This is a genomic window from Citrobacter sp. Cpo032, from assembly GCF_030332975.1.
Taxonomy (GTDB): domain Bacteria; phylum Pseudomonadota; class Gammaproteobacteria; order Enterobacterales; family Enterobacteriaceae; genus Citrobacter; species Citrobacter portucalensis.
The window spans coordinates 35,895-59,901 of the sequence record NZ_JAOWGU010000039.1 but is presented as its reverse complement, the minus strand read 5'-3'; the positions used below and the strand labels follow the sequence as shown (position 1 = coordinate 59,901).

Below are 24,007 nucleotides of genomic sequence, written 5' to 3'. Positions count from 1 at the left end.
AATGCAATACATCCAGCAACCCCAGGCGATTGAAGCCAAAAGTTTCGACATTATTGGCGAGATCATCCGTGAAACCCGTCCGGACTATCAGTTTGCCAGTCCGTTACATGAAGCCATTATCAAGCGGGTTATTCACACGACGGCAGATTTCGACTGGCTGGACATTCTGTGGTTTTCCAGTGATGTGCTGGAGCAGTTTTGTGCGGCGCTTAGCCGTTCGAGCGTGATTTATACCGATACCACGATGGCGCTTTCCGGGATCAATAAAACGCTTCTGGCAAAATTCGGCGGTGAATGCCGCTGCTACATCAGCGACCCGCGGGTTGTGCGTACGGCAAAAGAGCAGGGTATTACCCGGTCCATGGCGGCAGTCGACATTGCGGTGAAGGAAGAGGGGGAAAAGCTGTTTGTCTTTGGCAACGCGCCGACTGCGCTGTTCCGCCTGCTTGAGCATGATGTTGCCGTCAGCGGTGTGGTGGGTGTACCGGTCGGATTCGTTGGTGCTGAAGAGTCGAAAGATGCCCTGACCCAAAGCAATTTGCCCGCCATTGCAGCGTTAGGCCGCAAAGGGGGAAGCAATGTCGCCGCCGCTATCGTCAACGCCATGCTTTATCACATGCAGGGGGCGCGATGAGCGAGGCCTTCGATACGCCGGTGTGGCACAACGGTAAAGCGCTGCGTAAAGGGTATACCACGGGATCGTGCGCCACGGCGGCGGCAAAAGTTGCCGCGTTGATGGTATTGCGCCAACACCTCATCCATCAGGTTTCCATCGTGACGCCTTCCGGGGTGACGCTGTGCCTGAACGTGGAGTCACCGCATATCGAAGGGCAGCAGGCAATAGCGGCCATCCGCAAAGACGGTGGAGATGATGTGGACGCCACCCACGGCATGCTGATTTTTGCCCGTGTGACGTTAGACGATAGTGGCGTGATTGCCTTACAGGGCGGTGAAGGGGTCGGTACGGTAACCCGCAAAGGGATTGGCCTGCCGGTGGGCAGTTCGGCGATTAACCGTACACCTCGCCAGACCATTGAATCTGCCGTCCGCGAAGCGATTGGCCCAAATCGTGGGGCGCAGATTGAAATCTTCGCGCCAGAAGGCGAAGAACGGGCGCAAAAAACCTACAACTCTCGCCTTGGCATTCTTGGCGGCATTTCGATTATCGGCACCACGGGTATTGTCACGCCGATGTCAGAAGAGAGCTGGAAGCGTTCACTGTCGCTTGAGCTGGAAATTAAGCGGGCGGCAGGGCTGGAGCGTGTTGTACTGGTGCCGGGAAACCACGGCGAGCGTTTTGTGCGCGAGCAGATGGGTATCGACACCCAGGTTGTGGTCACCATGAGCAACTTTGTCGGTTACATGATTGAAGAAGCCGTACGTCTGGGGTTCCGACAAATCGTACTGGTGGGGCACCCCGGTAAGCTCATCAAAATCGCGGCGGGGATCTTCCACACTCATAGCCATATTGCCGATGCCCGCATGGAAACGCTGGTGGCTCACCTCGCGCTACTTGGCGCACCGCTGGAACTGCTGACGTTGGTCAGCGAGTGCGATACCACCGAAGCGGCGATGGAACATATCGAGGCGTACGGTTTCCAGCACATTTATGACCATCTGGCTCAGCGCATTTGTATGCGTGTCCTGCAAACATTGCGCTTTACCAAAAATCCACCGACCTGCGATGCCATCATGTTTTCTTTTGATAATCAGGTTCTTGGAAGTAATCGTCCGGTCGCAGAAATTGCTGAGGAGATGCAATGTTAACCGTTGTAGGGATGGGCCCCGCCGGTTTGCATTTGATGACGCCTGCCGCACGAGAAGCGGTCGCGACGGCGGATGTTCTGGTCGGTGGAAAGCGGCATTTGCAGCAATTCCCGGATTTTGCCGGTGAACAGTTTGCTCTTGGCGCCAATATCCCGGAACTCCTGAGCTGGATTAGCGCGCACCAGGAGAAGCATGTTGTGGTACTGGCGTCTGGCGATCCCCTGTTTTACGGCATCGGGACGCGCATGGTGGCGCATTTTGGTATTGAGAATGTGCGGATTATTCCCGGCATTAGTGCGGTGCAGTACCTGTGCGCGCAGTCCGGTATTGATATGAACGATATGTGGCTGACCAGTAGCCATGGCCGCAGCGTCTGTTTTGATGAGCTGGCGCGACATAACAAGGTGGCGATGGTGACTGATGCGCTGTGTGGCCCGCGTGAAATCGCGCAGCAGCTCATTGCCCGAGGCAAGGGGCATCGCTGGATGGTGATTGGCGAAAACCTGGCGATGGAAAACGAACAGATCCATTTCCTGCCTGTGCGTGAAGTTAACGCTGAATATGACATGAATGCAGTGGTGATCCTTGATGAAAGATGAGCTGTTTCTGCGTGGAGAGAAAGTGCCGATGACCAAAGAAGCGGTACGCGCACTTGCCCTCTCAAAACTTGAATTACACCGCGCCAGTCACCTGATTGATATTGGTGCCGGAACCGGCAGCGTGTCGATAGAGGCGGCGTTGCAATATCCCGGATTACGTGTAACGGCCATCGAACGTAACCCGGCTGCGCTCAGGTTGCTGGATGAAAACCGCCAGCATTTTGCCTGCGCAAATATCGATATTTTTCCCGGCGTTGCTCCCATGACCATCGCGGAAAAAGCCGATGCCATTTTTATGGGCGGCAGCGGCGGCCATCTGACCGAACTGATTGACTGGTCGATGCGCCAATTGCATCCCGCAGGGCGTTTGGTGATGACGTTTATCCTCCAGGAAAACCTCAACACCGCGCTGGCACATCTGGATCATCTTGGCGTACAGGGAGTGGATTGCCTGCAGCTACAGGTTTCCTCGCTTACCACGCTTGGCAATGGTCACTATTTTAAACCGAATAACCCCGTATTTGTTATCGCCTGTCAGAAGGAAGGAAACCATGTCTGAGATTTTTGATCCCCGTAGCGTGTGGTTTGTTGGCGCAGGTCCTGGCGATCGCGAGCTGATTACCCTCAAAGGTTACCGGTTGCTGCAGCAGGCGCAGGTTGTTATCTACGCCGGATCGCTGATTAACACTGAATTGCTGGAGTATTGCCCTGCCGGTGCTGAATGTCACGACAGTGCCGAACTGCATCTGGAGCAGATCCTTGATCTGATGGAAGCCGGAGTGAAAGCGGGCAAGACCGTTGTGCGCCTGCAAACCGGCGATGTCTCGTTGTACGGTTCCGTACGCGAGCAGGGTGAGGAGCTGACCAAACGCGGGATTGACTGGCAGGTGGTGCCCGGCGTCAGCGCGTTCCTCGGCGCGGCGGCAGAGCTGGGCGTTGAGTATACCGTGCCCGAAGTTTCACAGAGCCTGATCATTACGCGCCTGGAAGGGCGCACGCCGGTCCCCGAGCGCGAACAGCTGGAGTCGTTTGCCAGCCACCAGACATCAATGGCTATTTATCTTTCCGTCCAGCGCATTCATCGGGTGGCTGAGCGTCTGATTGAAGGCGGCTATCCGGCGACCACGCCCGTGGCGGTGATCTATAAAGCGACCTGGCCGGAAAGTCAGACCGTGCGCGGGACCCTGGCGGATATTGGCGACAAGGTTCGCGATGCGGGCATCCGTAAAACGGCCCTTATTCTGGTCGGTAATTTCCTGGGCTCGGAGTATCACTACTCCAAACTCTATGCGGCGGACTTTAGCCATGAATACCGTAAAGCCTGAGTCAATTGCGCTTTTTTGCCTGACTCCTGGTGGCGTTGTGCTGGCGAAACGTTTGGCAGCCATGCTGCCGGTTACCTGTTTTACCAGTGAAAAGCTGCTGGAGGAGGGGTTTATTCCCTTTGAAAACGGCTTTGCGAATACCGCCCGCGAAGCGTTTACGAATTACTCGGCGCTGATTTTTATCGGTGCGACCGGCATTGCGGTGCGCGTACTGGCCCCGCTGGTCAATGACAAATTCTGCGATCCGGCGGTGGTGGTCATTGATGAACGTGCCCAGCATGTCATCAGCCTGCTCTCCGGTCACGCGGGCGGTGCCAATGCGTTGGCGCGTTATCTGGCGGGCATGTTGGGCGCTGACCCGGTTATCACTACCGCGACGGATGTGAACGATATGGCGGCACTGGATACGCTGGCATTCCAGTTGAATGCGCGGATGAGTGATTTCCGTTCGGCGGTGAAAATCGTGAATCAGATGCTGGTCAGCAATAAGCGGGTTGGTCTGTGGTGGGATGACGAACTGACGCAGGATGTCAGCCATTGCGACCGGCGCGGATTTATCACGGTTACCGATCTCAACCAGCTCCCTGAACTGGATGCGTTGGTGTGCATCACCTTACGCACCAATTTACCTGACCTGCCTGTTCCGCACTGGAAGCTGGTGCCACAGCGGGTTGTGGCCGGAATTGGCTGTCGCCGTGATACGCCGTTCCCTCTGCTGGCTGCGCTGCTTGCCCGGCAACTTGAAGCTCAACAGCTCGATCCGTTGGCACTAAAAGCGATTGGCAGCATCACGCTGAAAAAGGATGAACAGGGACTTATCCAACTGGCTTCGTGCTGCCGCGTTCCTTTCGAAACCTTTACTGCTGACGCGCTGCGTGAGCATGAGCACCGTTTTCCAGCCTCATCGTTTGTTCGCAAAACGGTGGGTACAGGAAGCGTTTCCGGTCCTGCAGCCTGGCTGTTGAGCCACGGAAAACTGTTGGGCGAGACCCTGCGAGAACAGGGCGTCACTATCACTTTGGGAGTTTCACACTGATGTTAAGCGTAATTGGAATTGGCCCTGGCTCGCAGGCAATGATGACCATGGAAGCCGTTGAAGCACTGCAGGCAGCGGAAATCATCGTTGGCTATAAAACCTACACCCATCTGGTAAAAGCGTTCACGGGTGACAAGCAGGTGATCAAAACCGGAATGTGCAAAGAGATTGAACGCTGCCAGGCGGCGATCGAACTGGCACAGGCGGGTCACAACGTGGCGCTGATCAGTAGCGGTGACGCGGGGATTTACGGTATGGCCGGGCTGGTGCTCGAACTGGTCAGCAAGCAAAAGCTGGATGTTGAGGTCAGGCTAATCCCTGGCATGACCGCCAGCATTGCCGCGGCCTCTTTGCTGGGCGCGCCGCTAATGCACGACTTCTGCCACATCAGCTTAAGCGATCTGTTAACGCCATGGCCGGTTATCGAAAAACGCATCGTTGCCGCCGGTGAGGCAGACTTTGTTATCTGTTTCTACAACCCGCGCAGTCGGGGTCGCGAAGGTCATCTGGCGCGCGCATTTGAGCTGCTTTCCGCCAGCAAAAGCGCACAAACGCCGGTGGGTATTGTGAAGTCTGCCGGACGTAAAAAGCAGGAAAAATGGTTAACCACGCTCGGTGAAATGGATTTCGAACCGGTTGATATGACCAGCCTTGTGATCGTGGGTAACAAAACAACCTATGTTCAGGACGGCCTGATGATCACACCACGAGGTTATGTGCTGTGAATTACGGTGATGTGCTGGTCATGGGCGGTACGAGCGATGCGCGCATGCTGTGCCAGCAACTGGATGCGGCAAACGTGGCCTACACCCTGTCAGTTGCAACCCCAACAGGGAAACAACTGGCGGGAGACATCAAAGGCCAGGTGCGCTGCGGGCGTCTGGAGCGCGAACAAATGATTGCCTGGCTACAGGAAAATCGGACGCGCTGGGTGATCGATGCCTCACATCCGTACGCCGAGGTGGTGAGCCGCAACATCATGAGCGCCTGCGAAGCGGCGGGCGTACTGCTGAGCCGCTACCAGCGCCCTGAGCAGTTGAGTGGTTTAACTCACCCGCACCTGTATACCGTACAAAGCATTCCGCAAGCCTGTGAGGTGGCGCGACGCTTCGGCGATCGTGTACTGCTGACGACCGGCAGTAAAGATCTGGCCATCTGGCGCGAAGGGTTGCCTGAAAAAACGCTGCTGGCGCGCGTTCTGCCTGTTCCTGAGGTCATTCAGCAATGCGCGGATCTGGGATTTGGCGTCGGTGAAATCTTCGCACTGTGCGGGCCATTTAGCGCCGAGTTCAACGCCGCGTTTTATCGTCAGTGTCAGGCTGATGTGGTGATCACCAAAGCATCTGGCGCTGAAGGTGGTTATCAGGAAAAAGTTCAACCCTGTCTGGATGCCGGTATCCCCTGCATCGTGATTACACGTCCGGCACCGTTGGTGACGGGAGAAGAGTTACTGGTAAGTCAGGCCGCCTTTGGGGCGCGTTTAACGCGCTGGCTGGCCACTGCTTAAGGAGTTTGAGATGAAAAAGGCGCTTCTGGTGGTCAGCTTTGGCACCAGCTATCACGACACCTGCGAGAAAAATATCGTGGCCTGTGAGCGCGATCTTGCAGCTAGCTGCCCTGACCGCGACCTGTTCCGGGCGTTTACCTCCGGGATGATAATCCGCAAGCTCAAGCAGCGCGACGGCATTGAAATCGACACGCCGCTGCAGGCGCTGCAAAAACTGGCGGAGCAGGGGTATCAGGATGTAGCTATTCAGTCGCTGCACATTATTAATGGTGACGAATACGAAAAAATTGTCCGCGAAGTGCAAAGTATGCGTCCGCTGTTTTCACGCCTGACGCTCGGCGTACCGCTGCTGAGCAGCCATGAAGATTACGCACAGTTGATGCTGGCGCTGCGACAGCAGATGCCGGCGCTTGGCGAAAGTGAAAAAGTGGTCTTTATGGGACACGGTGCCAGCCACCATGCTTTTGCCGCCTATGCCTGTCTCGATCATATGATGACGGCGCAGCGCTTTCCCGCGCGGGTTGGGGCGGTGGAAAGCTATCCGGAAGTGGATGTGCTGATTGAAAGTTTATCTCAGGAAGGGGTGACGGCGGTGCATCTGATGCCGCTGATGTTAGTCGCTGGCGACCATGCCATCAACGATATGGCCTCCGACGAAGATGATTCCTGGAAAACGTTGTTCAATGCAGCAGGGATACCGGCTACGCCGTGGCTTAGTGGTCTGGGTGAGAACCCAGCGGTTCGCGCCATGTTCGTGGCACATTTACAGCAGGCGCTTAATGTGGCGCTGGAGGAAGCAGCATGAGCGGAAAACTGTATGCACTGAGCACCGGGCCAGGTGCTTCCGACTTGATTACCGTGCGTGCCGCACGCACGCTGGGCGAGCTGGATATTCTCTATGCGCCTGCCGGGCGTAAAGGCGGCGACAGTCTGGCATTGTCGATTGTACGTGAGTATATCGGTGAACAGACCGAAGTCCGCTGCTGTCATTTTCCTATGAGTGCCGATAGCGCTGAAAAAGAGGCCGTCTGGGATGAAGTTGCTGCCGCGCTGGTTCAGGAAGTCGAGGCCGGTAAGCAGGTGGGGTTTATCACTCTCGGCGATGCGATGCTGTTCAGCACCTGGGTCTTTTTACTTCAGCGTATTGGTTGTCCTGACTGGCTGGAAATCGTTCCTGGCGTCACGTCTTTCGCCGCGATTGCCGCGCGTTCCAAAACGCCGCTCGCTATGGAACAGCAGTCACTGGCGGTGGTCTCCTGTACCGCACCGGAAGCGGAAATCCAGCAGGCATTAAAACAGCATGACAGTCTGGTGTTGATGAAAGTGTACGGTCGTTTTGCGCGTATTAAAGCGCTGCTACAACAAGAGGGTTTGTTGGACTGTGCATTAATGATGTCTGAAGCCACGCTGCCAGGTGAACAGTGCTGGCGTCATCTCGATGAGGTGAGCGACGATCAGCCGCTGCCTTATTTCTCGACCATTCTGGTCAATAAACAGTGGGAGTATGCACAATGAAGCTTGAACAACAGCTAAAACAGCTGTCTTTCAGCGGGTTGGCTGCGGCGCTATTACTGATGATTGTTCCTGAACAAGCGTTCGCCATGCACATTATGGAAGGTTTCTTGCCGCCGATGTGGGCGCTGGCCTGGTGGCTGCTGTTTTTACCCTGCCTTTGGTACGGACTGGTACGTCTGCGCCAAATCGTGCAGGAGGATAACCACCAGAAGGTTTTGCTGGCCCTGTGTGGCGCTTTTATTTTTGTGCTGTCGGCGCTGAAAATTCCTTCCGTTACTGGAAGCTGCTCACATCCTACCGGTGTAGGCCTGGCGGTTATCCTGTTTGGACCGGGCGTGGTAGCCATCCTTGGTGCGATTGTCCTGCTGTTCCAGGCTCTGCTGCTGGCGCACGGTGGTTTGACGACGCTCGGCGCGAACGGCATGTCGATGGCGGTAATTGGCCCGGTAGTGGGTTACATGGTGTGGAAAATGGCCTGCCGTGCAGGGCTGCGTCGTGATGTCTGCGTCTTCCTGTGCGCGATGTTGGCGGATCTCGTCACCTATTTCGTGACCTCGGTGCAGTTGGGCGTTGCGTTCCCGGATCCGTCCGCTGGCGCTACCGGCTCAATCATCAAGTTCATGGGGATTTTCTGCCTGACGCAGATCCCAATTGCGATAGCGGAAGGGTTACTTACCGTGCTGATTTACGATCAGCTAACCAAACGCCAGTTGATAACCGCACAAGGGCATTAACGATGAAAAAGACGCTGATTATATTGGGCATGGTAGTGGCGCTGGTGATCCTGCCGTTCTTTATCAACCACGGTGGGGAGTACGGCGGTTCAGATGGTGAGGCGGAAAGCCAGATTCAGGCTATTGCCCCGCATTATGAGCCCTGGTTCCAGCCGTTGTATGAACCCGCAAGCGGTGAAATTGAAAGTCTGCTGTTTACGCTCCAGGGATCGCTTGGCGCAGCCGTGATTTTCTATATCCTGGGTTACACCAAGGGCAGGCAACGCCGTGATGACCGGGCTTGACAGGCTTAGCTATCAAAGCCGTTGGGTTCATGTCTCGCCGGTGCGGAAATTTCTGCTCTGGCTGGTGATGATGATTCTGGCGTTTACTCTGCCCCCATTGGGGCAGGGTATTGAGCTTTTACTTATTGCCGCGCTGAGCTGCTGGCTGCTGCGTATTTCCTTCTGGCGCTGGTGCCGTTGGATGGCATTGCCGTTTGGTTTTCTCACGGTTGGCGTGGTGACCATTTTGTTTAGCATCAGCCGCGATCCACAGACGCTGTTGGCCAGCATACCTGTGGGAAGTTACTGGTTGGGGATCAGCGCACCAGGCCTGGTAACCGCCAATGAAACCTTCTGGCGCAGCCTTGCGGCGCTGGCGGCAACCTTCTGGCTGGTACTGAATCTGCCGTTTCCGCAATTAATTATCTTACTCAAACGCGCGCACGTTCCTCGCCTGCTAACTGAGCAGATCCTGCTGACCTGGCGGTTTATTTTTATCCTGTTAGACGAGGCGCTGGCTATTCATCGCGCACAAACGCTGCGTTTTGGTTATCGTAGCTTGCCGTTGGGCTATCGCTCTCTGGCAATGCTGGTGGGATTGCTGTTTACCCGTGTGTTGATCCGCTACCAGCAAATGACCACCACACTGGATATCAAACTGTATCAGGGTGATTTTCACCTGTAAGGAAAAGTATGCTTGCCACCTCAGCGCTTTGGTTTCGCTATCAGGATGACCCGATCCTCAAAGGGCTAACGCTGGATTTTTCGACGCATGCCGTCACCGGACTGGTAGGCGCTAATGGCTGCGGGAAATCCACGCTGTTTATGAACCTGAGTGGCTTATTGCGCCCACAGCAAGGCGCGGTGATGTGGCAGGGCAAACCGCTGGATTACAGCAAGCGCGGCCTGTTGGCGCTGCGTCAACAGGTGGCAACGGTATTTCAGGACCCCGATCAGCAAATCTTTTATACCGATATCGACAGCGATATCGCCTTTAGCCTGCGCAATCTTGGGGTGGATGAAGCTGAAATCGCTCGCCGCGTGGAAGATGCGCTTACGCTGGTCGACGCCCAGCATTTTCGCCATCAGCCCATTCAGTGTTTAAGCCATGGGCAAAAAAAACGCGTAGCGATTGCCGGGGCGTTGGTGTTGCAGGCGCAGTATCTGCTGCTGGATGAACCTACTGCGGGCCTTGACCCGTCAGGCCGCACGCAGATGATTGAGATAATCAAACGCATCGTTGCGCAAGGAAACCACGTCGTAATTTCCAGCCATGATATCGATCTTATCTATGAAGTCAGCGATGCGGTGTACGTTTTACGCCGGGGCGAAGTACTCACGCACGGCACGCCAGGCGACGTATTCGCCCGTACGGATCTTATTGAACAAGCGGGATTAACTCAGCCCTGGCTGGTGAAGCTGCATACAGAGTTGGGCTTCCCGCTGTGTAAAACAGAGGCTGAATTTTTTAGTTGTATGCGAGAGAACGCACTGAAGGAGGCGTCATGACGCAGGCAATAATGTTGCAGGGAACGGCATCTGATGTGGGTAAAAGCGTATTGGTCGCCGGGCTGTGTCGTATTTTTTATCAGGATGGACTGCATACCGCGCCGTTCAAATCGCAGAACATGGCGCTGAACTCTGGCATTACGCCAGAGGGAAAAGAAATGGGCCGCGCGCAAATTTTTCAGGCCGAAGCCGCAGGCATTACGCCAGATGTGCGTATGAACCCGGTGCTGCTTAAACCGACCAGCGATCGAAAAGCGCAGGTAGTGCTGATGGGTAAAGTGGCAACCGATATGGACGCGGTGAGTTACCACGAGTACAAGCCACGTCTGCGGGAACAGATCTTGTCAGTTTATAATAGCCTGGCGCAGGAGTTCGATGTGCTGGTGCTGGAAGGTGCGGGGAGCCCGGCAGAGATTAACCTGCGCGATCGCGATATCGTCAATATGGGTATGGCAGAGATGGCGCAGTGCCCTGTCGTTTTGGTGGCGGATATCGATCGTGGCGGGGTGTTCGCCTCCATTTACGGCACGCTGGCGCTGTTGCACGATCACGAACGCGCGCGGGTAAAAGGGGTGATCATCAACAAGTTTCGCGGTGATGTGACGCTACTGCACTCCGGTATCGAGCAAATTGAAGCGCTGACCGGTGTTCCGGTACTGGGCGTGATGCCATGGCTGGATGTTGATCTGGAAGATGAAGACGGCGTTGCGCTGCAAAAGGGCAAGTATTTGCGCACTGACAAACGCGATATCGACATCGCCGTAGTTCAAATACCGCACATTTCTAACTTTACTGATTTCAATGCGCTTGCTGCTCAGCCGGACGTGCGCGTGCGCTATGTTCGCCAGCCTGAAGAGCTGGCGGGGGCCGATCTGGTGATTTTGCCGGGTAGCAAAAACACCCTTGGCGATCTGGTGTGGCTGCGTGAAAGCGGGATGGCGCATGGCGTCGTGCAATTACATCGTAATAACGTACCGGTGGTTGGGATTTGTGGCGGCTATCAAATGCTCGGCGACACCATCATTGATGAAGTAGAGTCGGGCCTCGGTACGCTGCCGGGTCTGGGCTTACTTAATACAGTCACCCATTTTGCCCAGCACAAAACCACGACCCTGGTTGAGGGACAAATGTCTTCATCGCTGCCTGACTGGCTGGCGGGCACGGCGGGGTTATCCGTTCGCGGTTATGAAATTCATATGGGCGAAACAGCATTAACCGATGAATGCCGGTCGGTGATGACGTTGCACAAAGACGGCGGCAACGTTGTTGACGGCGCGGTCACTCCGGATGGCCTGGCGTTCGGCACCTATCTTCACGGTCTTTTCGACAGCGATGATTTCACCCGTGCGTTGGTCAATGGCCTGCGAGAACGTAAAGGGTTAGCTCCGCTGGATTCCACCTTCCATTACGCGCAATATAAATCGCAGCAGTTTGATCTGCTGGCGGATGCGATGCGGCAACACATCGATATTGAAAAAATTTATACCATCATGCAGCAACACCGGGAGCCAGTATGATGATTCTGGTTACTGGCGGCGCGCGAAGCGGTAAGAGTCGGCATGCGGAAGCGCTGATCGCTGATTCCCCAAACGTTTTGTATATCGCGACTTCGCAGATTTTTGATGAGGAGATGGCTGCGCGAATTCAGCATCATCGCGATGGACGTCCTGCGCACTGGCGGACAGCCGAACGTTGGCAACATCTTGATGAACTGATCACGGACACGAACGATCCTCAGGAAGCTATTCTGCTGGAATGCATCACCACGATGGTGACCAACTTGCTGTTTGCGCTGGGCGGTGAAAGCGATCCGGACAGCTGGGATTACGCGGCGATGGAGCAGTCTATCGAAGGTGAAATCCGTTCGCTGATCGCAGCCTGTCAGCGCTGCCCGGCAAAGATCGTGTTGGTCACTAACGAAGTGGGTATGGGGATTGTGCCGGAGAATCGTCTGGCGCGGCATTTTCGTGATATTGCAGGACGCGTGAACCAGCGACTGGCGGCGGCAGCGGATGAGGTCTGGCTGGTGGTATCAGGAATTGGAGTCAAAATTAAATGAGTAAGTTGTTCTGGGCAATGCTCTCTTTTATCAGTCGCTTGCCCGTTCCTGCTCGCTGGTCGCAAGGACTGGATTTCGAGCACTATTCCCGCGGTATTGTAATGTTTCCCCTGATTGGCGTCGTGTTGGGAGGGCTGACGGGGCTGGTCTTTATGGCGCTCCAGACCTGGTGCGGTATTCCGTTGGCGGCCTTTTTTGCGGTGCTGACACTGGCATTGCTGACCGGGGGATTTCATCTGGATGGTCTGGCGGATACCTGTGACGGCATTTTTTCGGCGCGCCGACGCGAGCGGATGCTGGAAATCATGCGCGACAGTCGTCTGGGCACCCACGGTGGACTGGCGTTAATTTTCGTTTTACTGGCGAAGGTGCTGGTGGTGAGCGAACTGGCTTTGCGTGGCACGCCAATGCTGGCCGCGCTGGCAGCGGCATGTGTCGCCGGGCGAGGAACGGCGGTGTTGCTGATGTATCGGCATCGCTATGCCCGTGAAGAAGGGCTGGGCAACGTTTTTATTGGCAAAGTCACCGGGCGTCAAACCTGCGTTACGTTGGGATTAGCGGCGATCCTTGCCGCCGTGCTACTTCCTGGCATGCGCGGCGTGGCAGCGCTGGTTGTCACAATGGTGGCGGTTTTTATTCTTGGGCAGTTATTAAAACGCACGTTGGGTGGGCAAACCGGCGATACGCTGGGCGCAGCCATTGAACTTGGCGAGTTGATTTTCTTGCTGGCTCTGCTCTGAGTCAGCCCACATACTGGAACCCTTATGCAGACTTTAACCTCTTTACTCCGCACGATCCCATCACCAGACAGTGCCGCGATGTTGCGTGCACAGCAGCATATCGACGGCTTGCTTAAGCCGCCGGGAAGTTTGGGGCGACTCGAATCTCTCGCCGTACAATTGGCCGGGATGCCTGGCCTGAAGGGTGTGCCGCATGTGAACGGCAAAGCGATGCTGGTGATGTGCGCCGATCACGGCGTGTGGGATGAAGGGGTTGCCGTTTCGCCTAAAGTTGTCACGGCTATTCAGGCTGCCAATATGACGCGTGGAACGACCGGCGTCTGCGTCCTGGCCGCTCAGGCTGGGGCGAAGGTTCATGTGATAGATGTTGGGATTGATGCTGAACCTATTCCCGGTGTGGTGAATATGCGTGTGGCACGCGGTTGCGGCAATATAGCCGAAGGCCCGGCAATGAGCCGTTCGCAGGCCGAGGAGCTGTTGCTGGAAGTCATCCGCTATACCCATGAGCTGGCAAAAGACGGTGTAACGCTGTTTGGCGTCGGGGAGCTTGGTATGGCAAATACTACACCTGCGGCGGCCATTGTCAGCGTGCTGACCGGCAGTGATGCTGAGGAAGTCGTGGGTATTGGCGCTAACCTTCCTCTTTCTCGGGTGGGGAATAAGGTAGACGTTGTGCGCCGGGCAATTGCCGTCAATCAACCGGATCGCCATGATGGAGTCGATGTGCTGGCTAAGGTTGGCGGGTTTGATCTTGTCGGTATGGCGGGGGTGATGCTGGGGGCGGCCTCCTGTGGTCTGCCTGTGGTGCTGGACGGTTTTCTTTCGTATTCTGCTGCTCTGGCGGCCAGCCAGATTGCACCACAAATTAAACCCTACTTAATTCCGTCACACTTCTCCGCTGAGAAGGGCGCCCGCACCGCGCTGGCGCATCTTGAATTGGATCCTTATCTGAATATGGGGATGCGTTTGGGTGAAGGCAGTGGGGCCGCGTTGGCAATGCCGATTGTTGAAGCTGCCTGTGCTATGTACAAAAATATGGGGCAGCTCGCCGCCAGTAACATCGTGCTTCCAGATGGTAAGGAAGCGTAGTTACCGCTCAACCTGAACCTCGCCTGATGGCGAGGTTTTTTTATGCGCAAATATGTCGTAACCCACTAAAACAGATAATAAAAGCTATACTTAACGGATATCTGTTGCGACGAAGGAAAGGAAAAAGATGCGTCGTGTAAAACTGCTTTGTTCACTCATTATGCTGCTTGCGAGTCAGGGAGCGCAGGCGGTGAGTTATCCGCTGCCGCCAGAGGGTAGTCGCCTGGTGGGTAGCACTTTGACTATTACGGTTCCACCAGGAAACACCAAGCCGCTGGAGGCATTTGCCGCTCAGTACGGACAGGGGTTGAGCAATATGCTTGAAGCCAATCCGGGCGTCGATGTTTTTCTGCCTAAATCGGGTTCAACGCTGGTTGTGCCGCAGCAACTGATACTTCCGGATACCGTGCGCGAGGGGATTGTCATCAACGTCGCCGAGATGCGGCTTTACTATTATCCTGCTGGCAGCAATACGGTTGAGGTTTTACCCATTGGCATTGGTCAGGCGGGTAGAGAAACGCCGCGTAACTGGGTGACGGCGGTCGAACGTAAGCAGGAAGCACCAAGCTGGACGCCGACGCCAAATACCCGACGTGAATACGCCGCTCGCGGGGAAAGCTTGCCGGCATTTGTTCCTGCCGGACCAGAAAATCCGATGGGCCTGTATGCAATTTATATTGGCAGGCTTTATGCCATTCACGGGACAAACGCCAATTTCGGTATTGGTCTGCGGGTAAGTCAGGGGTGCATCCGTTTGCGGAATGATGACATCAAGTACCTGTTTGATACGGTGCCTGTAGGGACGCGTGTACAACTGATAGACCGACCGGTGAAATACAGCGAAGAGCCGGACGGTAGTCGCTGGGTAGAAGTACATGAGCCGCTGTCACGAAACCGTTCGGAATACGAGTCTGACAGAAAGGTGCCTTTGCCAGTCACTCCCGCTCTGCGCACCTTTATCAGCGGGAATGACGTGGATGTGAGCCGCGGGAGCCAGGCGTTGGAAAGACGTTCCGGTATGCCGGTGAACATCAGCCTGGTACAGAAGCATTATTAATTTTCAGGGCGACCCTGTTGACCTTCAGGTCGGATGGGTCGCTTTTTTAATTTGATACTGCCCCATTTTTACCACGCCAATATGGTCAGCCATTAGCTGGGCTTCGTGTTCACTGTGGGTAACCAACAGCGCCGTTTGCCCGGCGGCGCGCAAAATATCCCGTACCTCGTTGCCAAGACGCTCACGCGTGCGCTTATCAAGGCTGGAGAAGGGTTCATCCAGCAACAGGATTTCCGGATGTGGCGCCAACGCGCGAGCAAGGGCGATACGCTGTTGTTGCCCGCCGGAAAGCTCATGCGGATAGCGGTTGGCATGGCTGTGTAACTCCACCATTTTCAACAGCTCAGTCACTCTGGCCTGTTGTTCCTCACGCGGCATGCGACGCAATCCAAAGGCCACATTTTGCTGTGCGGTCAGATGGGGGAATAACGCATATTCCTGGAAGACCATGCCGACATGACGTTTTTCCGGTGGCAGATGAACGCCGGGACCGGCAACACGTCGCTGTGACACATAGATCTCTCCGTTTTGCAGGCGTTCAAATCCAGCAACTGCGCGTAGTACCGTGGTTTTTCCGCAGCCTGAAGCGCCCAGCAGACAGGCAATTTCACCTTGACGTACCGACATTGAAAATCCGCTCAGTACCGATTGCTGGCTGTTGCCATAAGCAACGCATACATCCTGGAGTCGTAATGCAATTTCTGACATTGTTGCTCTCTTAACCACGGCGAGTCATTTGGTGACGCACCAACAAAATAACCGGTAGCGTGCCAGCTAAAACAATCATTAGCGCGGCGATAGCACCTTCTTCATAGGTTCCACGGGCGGCTTCCGCATACAGCAACGTTGCCAGCGTTTCAAAATTGACCGGGCGCAAAAGCAACGTTGTTGGCAGCTCTTTCATGGCATCAGCAAAAACCAGCAGGGCACTGCTGACTAACGCTGGGCGCAGCAGGGGAAAATGGACTCGTGCAAACGTCCCCGCACCATTCTCACCCAACAGACGAGACGCCTGTTCCAGCGAAGGTGGAATGCGGCCCAGACCAGAATCCAGCGCGCCAATGGCAATCGCCTGGAATCGCATGGCACAACAAATTACCAGCAGGATCCCGGCGGACATCAGCGGCAGGCCGCGAACATCCAGTAAATCTGCCAGCCAGCGGTCGACAGCCATGGCGGGGGGTAAAAAGCCAATCGCCAGAATTGTGCCGGGAACCGCATAGCCTAAAGAGGCCAGACGCATCACGCCGCGACGAAATCCCGGCATGGCGTTGTCTGCGGCGCTATGACGCGCGCTCCAGGCCACCAGCATACTGACGCAAACCACCACCAGCGTGGTTCCCGCTGCCAGCGATAGCGTATTTTGCAATGCTGACAGTAACGAAGAGGAAAGGGGGTTCTCATCGCCTATGCGTTTGGCGCTTTCCCAAATTAAAAACAGTACCGGAGCCAGAAAACCCAGCACAACCGGCAGTGAAATAACGCCACCGAGCAGCCAACCACGCCAGCCATGCACGCGCGTAGGTTGAATCTCCCGCAGGCTGCGGCTGCTGAATCCTTGTTTTCTGCGACCATAAAATTCCAGCGTCAGAATCAGGAATATAAACATCAGCATCATGCAGGCAATTTGTGCCGCGGCAGATAAATCAGACCGCGAGATCCATGTGGTGTACACGGTAACGGTTAACGTCTGTACACCGAGAAACTCTGATGCGCCAATATCGTTGAGCGTTTCCAGCAGTGCCAGGCTGATCCCAACGGCCAGTGCCGGACGAGCCATGGGCAAAGCAACACGAAAGAAGGTTCCGGTTGCGCTGCATCCCAGCGTGCGTGCGGCTTCCAGTAAATGAGCCGGTTGGCTAATAAACATGGCGCGGGTTGTCAGATACACGTATGGGTACAGCACTAATCCGAGCAGGATGATTGCGCCGGAAAGTGAGCGTAAATCAGGCAGTCGGAACTGTCTTGGGCTGTCAAAACCCAATAAAAAACGGATAAAGGTTTGCAGAGGGCCAATCGGATGCAGCAGATCGAGCCACGCAAAGGCCACAATGTAGGTCGGCATCGCCAGCGGCAACAGTAACGCCCAGCTAAGAATTTTACGTCCAGGAAAATCCCATGCCGTTACCGCCCATGCGCTGCCTACGCCAATCACGCCGACCATCACCGCGACACCGGCTAATAACAGCACGGTATTTTTTAGTGCGGCAGGCAGTACATACGTCAGGAGATTATCCCAGTGAGATAAATCGGCCTGGGTAGCCTGCCAAATCAGCGCAATGATCGGCGTCAGAACGCCAAGCGCTACGCACAGCGCGCCAAGATGTAGCGGCGTTAATAATGACTGCGGCCCGGAAACCAGGCCGCGTAACGTCGGAACTTGCAGAGGTTTATTGATCGAATCCAACTTTATCTACCAGCAGACTAGCTTGTTTACGATATTTAACGATTTCGGTTAACGGCGTTTTATCGACGTCGATTTCACCAATAGTTGCACTGATAACCGGATCAAGCGTCACGCCTTTCAGTACCGGGTATTCGAAGTTCGCTTTCGCATACTGCTGCTGGGCAGGTGCGGAAACCAGATATTCCATCAGCTTAACGGCATCGGCTTTATTTGGTGCGTAGCGGGCTACAGCTGCGCCACTGATGTTGACGTGTGTACCGCCATTTTCAAAGGTGGGTTTAACGACTTTAATCGCATCGCCCCATTGACGTGCATCACTGCCTTCTTTGGCGTTTTTCATATGGCCGACGTAATAGGAGTTGGCGAGACCAATATCGCAAATGCCGCCGAGAATATCGCGAGCTACATCGCGGTCGCCACCGGTAGCTTTACGCGCCAGGTTAGCTTTCACACCGCGCAGCCATTCTTCGGTCTTTGCTTCACCGTGATGAGCAATCATTGCGGCGATCAGCGCTGTGTTATACGGGTGCTGTCCGGAACGAATACAAACTTTACCTTTGTACTCAGGGCTGGCGAGTTGTTCGTAATGCCAGTTATCGATTGGCAGTGACTTCTCGGCATACAGCACGCGGGCACGCATCGACAGCGCAAACCACTGATTATCTGCGCCGCGCAGATTAGCCGGAATAGCGGTTTTCAGTGCTTCTGACTCTACTGGCTGAGTTACACCCGCTTCCACTAAATCAATGAGATTACCGGCATCGACGGTCATCAGCAGGTCGGCAGGTGAATTTTTACCTTCAGCTTTAACGCGCTCAAGCATACCGTCCTTGATATAGACCGTACTGACTTTGATGCCGCTGGTTTTGGTCCAGCTATCAAGCAAAGGCTGGATCAGACCCGGTTCACGGGTGGTATAGAGCGTTAACGTTTCCTGAGCGAAAGCCGGTAGGCTAACTGAGAAGACCAGGGCAGAGGCAAGGGTGATACGGCGCAGTCCGGCGCGAGGCAGAGAATTCATCGTTTATATCCCAGAGTAATTGGAACGTACAGTGAACCGAGCGGGGGGCTCGTTCCTTTGGCTCGCGTACAATAAATGATAATCACTAGCACTTACAATAATTGCAAAGTTTAAACGATTTACATTTACATAACTTTAATCAACGTTGTGATGCGGCACGTAACAGAGGTGCAGAGCAGGCAGAGGGTGCTTATAAGAGGGGATTTTATAGCGACCTGAAAAGCAAAAAGCCTGCTTAGTTTCCTAAGCAGGCTTCTTAAATATGGCTCCTCTGACTGGGATCGCCTTTGCCAGTAGCTGGCTAATAAATAAGCTAAACCTGAAAACTCTCCCTGTCAAGACCACCAGAATGACCACCAATCAAAACTGATTAAATAAAACTGATTAGAGCGGTCTCGTGCATTTGGTGATCGCTACTATTGTCACATCTATAAGGGCTGTCTGTTCTGTGCCAGAAACGGACACCCAATATGCCGTATTGTAATATTTGAATGACGTGATACACAATATTATTTTCAGGTTGTTAAAAATAATTCAATGGAGTTAAACTTTTTCTTCAGTCCATATATTTGGATAGTGACTCTTTATTTTTTCAATACGTATTGATCCAGATAATTTGGAACAAGCATCAATGATCGCATTAAGCAAAGCCTCAAGTTTGGAGGTGTCATATTTACTTTCGATAAGCTTAGCTTCTGATGTATCAAGATATCTTTTTGCGTAATACTCTTTAAATTCAAGTGCGCCTTGATACATCCCGGTCTCTTTTTTATAGTTAGTCCATCTAACAGTGTATGAGTCATATTCACTATATGTTAAATCCAAGTAACACTCTATAGCGGCAGCAGTTCCATTAATATTGGATAAGGTTAGGCCGTCTGGGCCACAAGTAGGGAAACTTTCAAACTCCTTAAGATTCGGAAGACATATGCAACTCATATTATGAGGAAGCTTCATCTTTATGATTTTCTTGAAAGCTTCAACCCCTTCACTATCATTGTCGAGTACAAAAATGATTTGGTTCTGTACATCAATTTTTACTAATCCCTCAGCAAACTTTGATAATCCCCCAGTGCCGGGGAATGGATGGCCAGATGTTACATCGATGAAACGAAAAAATTCACAAACGCTAGGCTTAATTAGCTTAAATGCCTTTTGTAATATATGTGAGTCCGAGGAACCTTCAGTTGCTATGAGAAAAGAATTTTCACGGTTAATTTCAGTTTTTATTTGGTTAATGTGAACCCATCCGTTAGCGACTATTTCCCCATAGTCCCACTCGACATACTCACTAAGATTATGTTTGTTTTCACTTAAAAGTTTGATCATAGAGTATGGATGAAGTATGTTTATGACACTGAAAAACGCTGTTTTTTCTGACCAGTAAAAGTTGTTATAAGGATCATAGAGAGGAATTCTTTTTAAAATGTCGTTAGGGAATAACTTCAAAATGAAATTATCATTCTCTGTTTTTTTTGAATTATCAAAGTCGATATCTTTATCGTTTAACTCCCCCAGATCATAGCTCTTAAGTAAGCCCAGAAACTCATCAAAACTAAAAAGATTTTCTAAAGGTTCCCAATTATCGGGATAGGCTTCAATCATTTCGTTTCTTTGATAAACCTCATGCTTTACAAGATTTTCATATTCCGCACGAATAGCAGTAAGAGAAAAACCAAGTAACTCAACCCGTTCAGCTACTGCTGCAAGAGGCTTCCTGAGTACGGTCCACTGAAGGCGTCTTTCTTCATCAATTTCATCGGTTTCTTCCAGATCATAGCGTTCGTGCTGAGGTATCATTATGTGGTCGGTTGACTGGAACAATGCACCATGATCAACACCTAAGCTATTTTTACTCCAATCTAGCGTTGCACCTGAAACCTTAAGTGAAATTTCCGTGCCCATAATTCCTCTTTTAAACTGTTGGCAATCACTTAATTAAACCATCAGGAATATCATCTGTCATCAACTATGCTATGAAATTACAAGCGGTATAATGTCTTCAAAATTCAAAGTGAATATCAATCATTATAAATTAATCCAAGGGCAGAACCAAGCGATCGGCTCGTTGCAGATTATCGCGCTGTAAGTTACGTATTGCACCATCGGAGGTGAGAACAATTATGAGCTTCCACTTTTTGCTCATAGCGGATCTGACAGCCAACAGGACTGGCCGCTTTGTGCCAGCAGTAGGCGTTGCTAACGGCGTAATGTGTCACTCAACGCGGAGCAGTCAAACTAATTAATAGACTTTGTCTCTTCCCTAAATTTGTTTGGTAAACACAGTCAATCAGTGGGTAGCATCATCTACATATTTTTAGACGGACTTTTGGCTTTCAGATGTTGACACGAGGGGCTTACTTGAGCACTTTGAGTCATTCTTCCATCTCGGCCAGATCCCGCACAACGCATCGTAGCGTCAGATCAAAGCGAGGCGGAAATTCACTTCCGCACCCATCTCGTAGATAGTCGTTTTGGCTACAAGGCCAATCTCAATCTGCCTCAGCTCTTGGCGACGGATTGTGTTAAGAAATAGCAGAACGCCGTTTTTGATTAATTGAGACAGGTCGTTAAGGACACTCGATCCGGAGATTTGTTTTGTGCGCGAGCTACAGTGCTGCTGTCGCGTCCAGTTTACTAATAAGTTATTCTGCATTTCAAACTCCGTGGGCATTTGGCGAAGCAAGGTTTGCCACCAATATTTGGTGCTTTTCATTGGGTAACGGCGGAAATTCACAGGGACGTAGTAAGGTTTACCGAAGACTAATAGCAGCAGAAAAGGAGCGAGTATGGCGACGATAACGGTTTCTCCGGTTCATTTTGAGGACTACAGTGGTATCCAGTTCGAGCGCCTAGTTTTTGCATACCACCTGCGCGCGGGTTGGCATGATCTGATTTGGCACGGTCAATCAGGAGGTGATCAAGGGCGAGATATCTCGGGTATTGAACCATTTGATGACCAGCCAGCACGTAAGACCATCATCCAATGCGCGAACCGAGACACATTGACACTGGCAAAAGCTAAGAGCGACATGAGTAAGTCGATTAAAGCAACTGGCAGTGTCCCAGACGTCTTTAAGTTCGTCTCTCGTGGTGCGGTCTCGGATGCTGGCAGAACGCGCATCGAGCAAGCAGCAGCTTCCTTGGGCGTCAGGCATGTAACGATATGGTCGGGCGTAGAGTTCGAAGAAAACTTGCGTCTTCGTGCTGAATATCTGCTGCACCGTTTTGTCCAGGGCGTCGAGTTTCCTGATGTTGAAGCTGATATTCAAAAATTCACGGATGATTTTCCCGACCTTTCCGACGCCGATGTTCTGCAACTGATGGCTGCCGTATTTGACCGGCCAGCATTTCGCACACCGTTTCAACAAGAAAGTTCTCTCCCTGCTTTTCAGAAGGCAATCGAAGATACCATTGGCGCACTAAATACAGGTTTGTGGAGAACGCGTGAGGGCGTCGAGATCAGGCGCATTCCTTCGATCCACCATCTCAAAAATCAACGCATCCAGACAGTGATGGGAAAAGTGGTTCGTCAGGTCGACCAACTGCGGCGCATCTTCGTAACTCGGCTTAAGGAAGGGGAAATCAGACCTTGTGGATGTGGTCAGCCCGATTGCCCCACGTTTACGCTCACGCAACGCGTGGCTGACGAGCTAGACGACGCGAGACAGAGAATCTTCACGACGTTTCAATCAGTGTATACTTCCTTCAGTGTGAGCCTTAGTTAGGCAATGAAAAATGGAACCTACAGCGTACTCATTCTTCTTGAAAGCCCAATATAATTTCTTAAGTATGCGAATGTGATGATGGCACTGACCCCGGAACAAATTCACTACCTCAACCAATATGCACCAGGCGAAGCTGTGTCACATGCATTATCCGAGCTACTATTCATTGATCATGATCTTCTCGGTATCGATGCTAACGAACGGTCGATTACCTTTCGCTTTGCGATGTACCTCCAACAATGTTTCCCCGGTTGGACTGTAGATTGCGAATACAACCGGGACAGCATTGACCCTAAACGGCTCAGACATTTGGAACTTTATCCAGACAGCGAAGACGTTGAGGCAAAGACAGTATTTCCTGATGTGATCGTGCATCGGCGAGGTACACGACAGAATCATTTGGTCTTGGAGTTCAAAAAATCAACGAGTCGCGTAGATAGAGAGATCGATCTACTAAAACTTCGAGGTTATAAGCAGCAGCTTGGTTACGAGCACGCTCTGTTTGTGGAGGTCGGCACCGAAGGGCAATCGATCATCACGGCGCTCGAGTGGGCCTGAGAGGTGATAGAAAGATAATTCATGATACGTATTCCATCATTCAACTCTCAGCACCTTGAGGCCGCCTGTCGCGTCCTTGCTGATACCGAACGTGGCTTGAGTGGGTCGCAGATCGAGCGACTGCTACAAGAAATTAAAGTTGCGGACACATCGCCAGGAATGACAAAGTGGAAACGTCTGTTTAATGCGCTCGCAGGTGCGCAGAACCAGTATCAGGTCGGCAACCATCTTATTATGTTCATTAACCGTGCGATGAACCCGGTTAATTACGCCCGTGATCCATCGGTGTTTGCCTGGCGACGTGATGAACTCAATGTTGTCCTGGCTTTTTCCGGTTTTTATATCCGTGAGGATGGTAAGGTCGCGAGCGCCGCTAAAGTAACGACTCTGGATTCTGCTCGAGCCCGCGCTGGGCGACTTAAGGCTGCACTCGAAAGCCGTGCTGTGCATGCGGAAGTTTTGAACTATTGCCGTGCCGAACTTCTTGACGAAAACTATTTTCATGCCGTCTTCGAGGCGACGAAGGGGGTTGCGGAACGTATTCGTCAGTTGTCCGGGTTGAGCGGTGATGGTGCTGACTTGGTGAACAAGGCATTTACCGGACAACAACCTGTTCTGACTTTGGGATCGCTTACCACCGACTCAGAAAAGAGCGAACAGAAAGGTTTTGCGAATCTACTGATTGGTCTATTCGGCGCTGTGCGCAATCCACTAGCCCATGCGCCTAAGAAGAATTGGCCCATGTCTGAACTGGATGCGCTGGACATCCTTACGTTGGTTTCGCTTATTCATCGCAAGCTGGATGGCACACACAAAAAAATAGCCTCCCCATAGGAGAGTTGCATGAGCTATACGGACTGGCGAGTTTATCAGGAGGCCATTGTAGAGGTATTTAGACGTCTTGGATGTAATGCTCTGATTGACTATAGAGGCAAAGGCAATCGAGCGGCTCATGATATTGACGTCTTCGCGATCTTTCTTCGACCGGGTAGTGGATGTCGAATCGTGGCGGTGGGAGGGTAAGTAAACGCTAAAACGAAGAATTTATTATTGGCGTTATTACAATATATCGAATGGCCTTATTAGAGGAATA

26 protein-coding genes and 1 pseudogene are annotated in these 24,007 nt (G+C 52.7%); 23 read left to right on the top strand and 4 right to left on the bottom strand.

The genetic code is table 11. From position 1 onward, the window contains the following. The first annotated feature begins 1 nt into the window (after nucleotide 1). The 19 genes from OGY33_RS09445 (at nucleotide 2) to ldtA (ending at nucleotide 15,200) form a co-directional block, all read left to right on the top strand. Nucleotides 2–634 carry a cobalt-precorrin-8 methylmutase gene (locus tag OGY33_RS09445; protein WP_008785140.1) on the top strand — a complete coding sequence of 211 codons (633 nt, stop codon included), beginning with the start codon at nucleotides 2–4 and terminating at the stop codon, nucleotides 632–634. After that, the gene (gene cbiD / locus OGY33_RS09440; protein WP_048216005.1) at nucleotides 631–1,767 is read left to right on the top strand and encodes a cobalt-precorrin-5B (C(1))-methyltransferase CbiD; all 1,137 of its coding nucleotides are present in this window, start codon (nucleotides 631–633) and stop codon (nucleotides 1,765–1,767) included. Before OGY33_RS09445 ends, cbiD begins: the two co-directional genes overlap by 4 nt. Beyond that, entirely contained in the window at nucleotides 1,761–2,366 is a 606-nt protein-coding gene (locus OGY33_RS09435) for a cobalt-precorrin-7 (C(5))-methyltransferase (protein WP_103014233.1), read from the top strand. The genes cbiD and OGY33_RS09435 overlap by 7 nt, the downstream gene beginning before the upstream one ends. Continuing rightward, nucleotides 2,356–2,925, top strand: a complete 570-nt coding sequence (locus tag OGY33_RS09430; protein ID WP_008785138.1) for a decarboxylating cobalt-precorrin-6B (C(15))-methyltransferase — start codon at nucleotides 2,356–2,358, stop codon at nucleotides 2,923–2,925. Before OGY33_RS09435 ends, OGY33_RS09430 begins: the two co-directional genes overlap by 11 nt. Further along, complete coding sequence (locus OGY33_RS09425) at nucleotides 2,918–3,691, top strand: cobalt-precorrin-4 methyltransferase (RefSeq protein ID WP_003030275.1); 774 nt, start codon at nucleotides 2,918–2,920, stop codon at nucleotides 3,689–3,691. Before OGY33_RS09430 ends, OGY33_RS09425 begins: the two co-directional genes overlap by 8 nt. Next, nucleotides 3,672–4,727 carry a cobalt-precorrin 5A hydrolase gene (gene cbiG, locus OGY33_RS09420; RefSeq protein ID WP_003834107.1) on the top strand — a complete coding sequence of 352 codons (1,056 nt, stop codon included), beginning with the start codon at nucleotides 3,672–3,674 and terminating at the stop codon, nucleotides 4,725–4,727. Before OGY33_RS09425 ends, cbiG begins: the two co-directional genes overlap by 20 nt. Then, complete coding sequence (locus tag OGY33_RS09415) at nucleotides 4,727–5,452, top strand: precorrin-3B C(17)-methyltransferase (protein WP_003030278.1); 726 nt, start codon at nucleotides 4,727–4,729, stop codon at nucleotides 5,450–5,452. The genes cbiG and OGY33_RS09415 overlap by 1 nt, the downstream gene beginning before the upstream one ends. Further along, nucleotides 5,449–6,234, top strand: coding sequence for a cobalt-precorrin-6A reductase (locus OGY33_RS09410; protein WP_191238348.1), 786 nt, complete (start codon nucleotides 5,449–5,451; stop codon nucleotides 6,232–6,234). Before OGY33_RS09415 ends, OGY33_RS09410 begins: the two co-directional genes overlap by 4 nt. A gap of 10 nt (nucleotides 6,235–6,244) precedes the next feature. Next, the gene (gene cbiK, locus OGY33_RS09405) at nucleotides 6,245–7,039 is read left to right on the top strand and encodes a sirohydrochlorin cobaltochelatase (RefSeq protein WP_048216009.1); all 795 of its coding nucleotides are present in this window, start codon (nucleotides 6,245–6,247) and stop codon (nucleotides 7,037–7,039) included. Further along, nucleotides 7,036–7,749 carry a cobalt-factor II C(20)-methyltransferase gene (locus OGY33_RS09400; protein ID WP_048216010.1) on the top strand — a complete coding sequence of 238 codons (714 nt, stop codon included), beginning with the start codon at nucleotides 7,036–7,038 and terminating at the stop codon, nucleotides 7,747–7,749. Before cbiK ends, OGY33_RS09400 begins: the two co-directional genes overlap by 4 nt. Next, the gene (cbiM, locus tag OGY33_RS09395) at nucleotides 7,746–8,483 is read left to right on the top strand and encodes a cobalt ECF transporter S component CbiM (protein WP_003834098.1); all 738 of its coding nucleotides are present in this window, start codon (nucleotides 7,746–7,748) and stop codon (nucleotides 8,481–8,483) included. Before OGY33_RS09400 ends, cbiM begins: the two co-directional genes overlap by 4 nt. Before the next feature lie 2 nt (nucleotides 8,484–8,485). Beyond that, nucleotides 8,486–8,767, top strand: a complete 282-nt coding sequence (locus OGY33_RS09390) for an energy-coupling factor ABC transporter substrate-binding protein (protein WP_003030289.1) — start codon at nucleotides 8,486–8,488, stop codon at nucleotides 8,765–8,767. Next, nucleotides 8,754–9,431, top strand: a complete 678-nt coding sequence (locus tag OGY33_RS09385; protein WP_003834087.1) for an energy-coupling factor ABC transporter transmembrane protein — start codon at nucleotides 8,754–8,756, stop codon at nucleotides 9,429–9,431. Before OGY33_RS09390 ends, OGY33_RS09385 begins: the two co-directional genes overlap by 14 nt. 8 nt (nucleotides 9,432–9,439) lie before the next feature. Further along, on the top strand, nucleotides 9,440–10,255 hold the full coding sequence (locus OGY33_RS09380) for an energy-coupling factor ABC transporter ATP-binding protein (RefSeq protein WP_003839037.1): 816 nt from the start codon (nucleotides 9,440–9,442) through the stop codon (nucleotides 10,253–10,255). After that, complete coding sequence (locus OGY33_RS09375) at nucleotides 10,252–11,772, top strand: cobyric acid synthase (RefSeq protein ID WP_048216011.1); 1,521 nt, start codon at nucleotides 10,252–10,254, stop codon at nucleotides 11,770–11,772. The genes OGY33_RS09380 and OGY33_RS09375 overlap by 4 nt, the downstream gene beginning before the upstream one ends. After that, entirely contained in the window at nucleotides 11,769–12,314 is a 546-nt protein-coding gene (gene cobU, locus OGY33_RS09370; RefSeq protein WP_048216012.1) for a bifunctional adenosylcobinamide kinase/adenosylcobinamide-phosphate guanylyltransferase, read from the top strand. The genes OGY33_RS09375 and cobU overlap by 4 nt, the downstream gene beginning before the upstream one ends. Continuing rightward, nucleotides 12,311–13,054: an adenosylcobinamide-GDP ribazoletransferase gene (cobS, locus tag OGY33_RS09365; RefSeq protein WP_286571510.1), complete on the top strand. Its 744-nt coding sequence runs from the start codon at nucleotides 12,311–12,313 to the stop codon at nucleotides 13,052–13,054. The genes cobU and cobS overlap by 4 nt, the downstream gene beginning before the upstream one ends. Before the next feature lie 24 nt (nucleotides 13,055–13,078). Beyond that, nucleotides 13,079–14,143, top strand: coding sequence for a nicotinate-nucleotide--dimethylbenzimidazole phosphoribosyltransferase (gene cobT, locus OGY33_RS09360; protein WP_048216014.1), 1,065 nt, complete (start codon nucleotides 13,079–13,081; stop codon nucleotides 14,141–14,143). Nucleotides 14,144–14,270: 127 nt separating this feature from the next. After that, complete coding sequence (ldtA, locus tag OGY33_RS09355; RefSeq protein WP_128612319.1) at nucleotides 14,271–15,200, top strand: L,D-transpeptidase; 930 nt, start codon at nucleotides 14,271–14,273, stop codon at nucleotides 15,198–15,200. 24 nt (nucleotides 15,201–15,224) lie between these two features. Here ldtA and OGY33_RS09350 read toward each other — a convergent pair whose 3' ends face one another. The 4 genes from OGY33_RS09350 to OGY33_RS09335 form a co-directional block, all read right to left on the bottom strand. After that, on the bottom strand, nucleotides 15,225–15,908 hold the full coding sequence (locus tag OGY33_RS09350; protein WP_149607956.1) for an ABC transporter ATP-binding protein: 684 nt from the start codon (nucleotides 15,906–15,908) through the stop codon (nucleotides 15,225–15,227). Nucleotides 15,909–15,918: 10 nt separating this feature from the next. Continuing rightward, on the bottom strand, nucleotides 15,919–17,607 hold the full coding sequence (locus OGY33_RS09345; protein ID WP_191238350.1) for an ABC transporter permease: 1,689 nt from the start codon (nucleotides 17,605–17,607) through the stop codon (nucleotides 15,919–15,921). Next, a complete protein-coding gene (locus OGY33_RS09340; protein WP_003834073.1) occupies nucleotides 17,591–18,628 on the bottom strand; it encodes an extracellular solute-binding protein in 1,038 nt (345 codons plus the stop codon). The genes OGY33_RS09345 and OGY33_RS09340 overlap by 17 nt, the downstream gene beginning before the upstream one ends. A 543-nt stretch (nucleotides 18,629–19,171) precedes the next feature. After that, complete coding sequence (locus OGY33_RS09335; RefSeq protein ID WP_050310678.1) at nucleotides 19,172–20,533, bottom strand: HEPN/Toprim-associated domain-containing protein; 1,362 nt, start codon at nucleotides 20,531–20,533, stop codon at nucleotides 19,172–19,174. Nucleotides 20,534–21,417: 884 nt separating this feature from the next. Between OGY33_RS09335 and OGY33_RS09330 the strand changes: the two genes are divergently transcribed. The 4 genes and pseudogenes from OGY33_RS09330 to OGY33_RS09315 all read left to right on the top strand — a co-directional run. After that, nucleotides 21,418–22,356, top strand: a complete 939-nt coding sequence (locus tag OGY33_RS09330) for a hypothetical protein (protein WP_050310679.1) — start codon at nucleotides 21,418–21,420, stop codon at nucleotides 22,354–22,356. Nucleotides 22,357–22,434: 78 nt separating this feature from the next. Continuing rightward, the gene (locus OGY33_RS09325) at nucleotides 22,435–22,914 is read left to right on the top strand and encodes a hypothetical protein (RefSeq protein ID WP_050310730.1); all 480 of its coding nucleotides are present in this window, start codon (nucleotides 22,435–22,437) and stop codon (nucleotides 22,912–22,914) included. A gap of 21 nt (nucleotides 22,915–22,935) precedes the next feature. Then, the gene (locus OGY33_RS09320; RefSeq protein ID WP_047063039.1) at nucleotides 22,936–23,748 is read left to right on the top strand and encodes a TIGR02391 family protein; all 813 of its coding nucleotides are present in this window, start codon (nucleotides 22,936–22,938) and stop codon (nucleotides 23,746–23,748) included. Nucleotides 23,749–23,757: 9 nt separating this feature from the next. Beyond that, nucleotides 23,758–23,913, top strand: a pseudogene (locus OGY33_RS09315) (restriction endonuclease); the annotation flags it as partial. Nucleotides 23,914–24,007: the final 94 nt, after the last annotated feature.

Bases quoted from the DNA above. Each gene is read 5' to 3' on its own strand.
- OGY33_RS09445 (WP_008785140.1), top strand. From the start codon at position 2: ATGCAATACATCCAGCAACCCCAGGCGATTGAAGCCAAAAGTTTCGAC.
- cbiD (WP_048216005.1), top strand. From the start codon at position 631: ATGAGCGAGGCCTTCGATACGCCGGTGTGGCACAACGGTAAAGCGCTG.
- OGY33_RS09435 (WP_103014233.1), top strand. From the start codon at position 1,761: ATGTTAACCGTTGTAGGGATGGGCCCCGCCGGTTTGCATTTGATGACG.
- OGY33_RS09430 (WP_008785138.1), top strand. From the start codon at position 2,356: ATGAAAGATGAGCTGTTTCTGCGTGGAGAGAAAGTGCCGATGACCAAA.
- OGY33_RS09425 (WP_003030275.1), top strand. From the start codon at position 2,918: ATGTCTGAGATTTTTGATCCCCGTAGCGTGTGGTTTGTTGGCGCAGGT.
- cbiG (WP_003834107.1), top strand. From the start codon at position 3,672: ATGAATACCGTAAAGCCTGAGTCAATTGCGCTTTTTTGCCTGACTCCT.
- OGY33_RS09415 (WP_003030278.1), top strand. From the start codon at position 4,727: ATGTTAAGCGTAATTGGAATTGGCCCTGGCTCGCAGGCAATGATGACC.
- cbiK (WP_048216009.1), top strand. From the start codon at position 6,245: ATGAAAAAGGCGCTTCTGGTGGTCAGCTTTGGCACCAGCTATCACGAC.
- OGY33_RS09400 (WP_048216010.1), top strand. From the start codon at position 7,036: ATGAGCGGAAAACTGTATGCACTGAGCACCGGGCCAGGTGCTTCCGAC.
- cbiM (WP_003834098.1), top strand. From the start codon at position 7,746: ATGAAGCTTGAACAACAGCTAAAACAGCTGTCTTTCAGCGGGTTGGCT.
- OGY33_RS09390 (WP_003030289.1), top strand. From the start codon at position 8,486: ATGAAAAAGACGCTGATTATATTGGGCATGGTAGTGGCGCTGGTGATC.
- OGY33_RS09385 (WP_003834087.1), top strand. From the start codon at position 8,754: ATGACCGGGCTTGACAGGCTTAGCTATCAAAGCCGTTGGGTTCATGTC.
- OGY33_RS09380 (WP_003839037.1), top strand. From the start codon at position 9,440: ATGCTTGCCACCTCAGCGCTTTGGTTTCGCTATCAGGATGACCCGATC.
- OGY33_RS09375 (WP_048216011.1), top strand. From the start codon at position 10,252: ATGACGCAGGCAATAATGTTGCAGGGAACGGCATCTGATGTGGGTAAA.
- cobU (WP_048216012.1), top strand. From the start codon at position 11,769: ATGATGATTCTGGTTACTGGCGGCGCGCGAAGCGGTAAGAGTCGGCAT.
- cobS (WP_286571510.1), top strand. From the start codon at position 12,311: ATGAGTAAGTTGTTCTGGGCAATGCTCTCTTTTATCAGTCGCTTGCCC.
- cobT (WP_048216014.1), top strand. From the start codon at position 13,079: ATGCAGACTTTAACCTCTTTACTCCGCACGATCCCATCACCAGACAGT.
- ldtA (WP_128612319.1), top strand. From the start codon at position 14,271: ATGCGTCGTGTAAAACTGCTTTGTTCACTCATTATGCTGCTTGCGAGT.
- OGY33_RS09350 (WP_149607956.1), bottom strand. From the start codon at position 15,908: ATGTCAGAAATTGCATTACGACTCCAGGATGTATGCGTTGCTTATGGC.
- OGY33_RS09340 (WP_003834073.1), bottom strand. From the start codon at position 18,628: ATGAATTCTCTGCCTCGCGCCGGACTGCGCCGTATCACCCTTGCCTCT.
- OGY33_RS09335 (WP_050310678.1), bottom strand. From the start codon at position 20,533: ATGGGCACGGAAATTTCACTTAAGGTTTCAGGTGCAACGCTAGATTGG.
- OGY33_RS09330 (WP_050310679.1), top strand. From the start codon at position 21,418: ATGGCGACGATAACGGTTTCTCCGGTTCATTTTGAGGACTACAGTGGT.
- OGY33_RS09325 (WP_050310730.1), top strand. From the start codon at position 22,435: ATGGCACTGACCCCGGAACAAATTCACTACCTCAACCAATATGCACCA.
- OGY33_RS09320 (WP_047063039.1), top strand. From the start codon at position 22,936: ATGATACGTATTCCATCATTCAACTCTCAGCACCTTGAGGCCGCCTGT.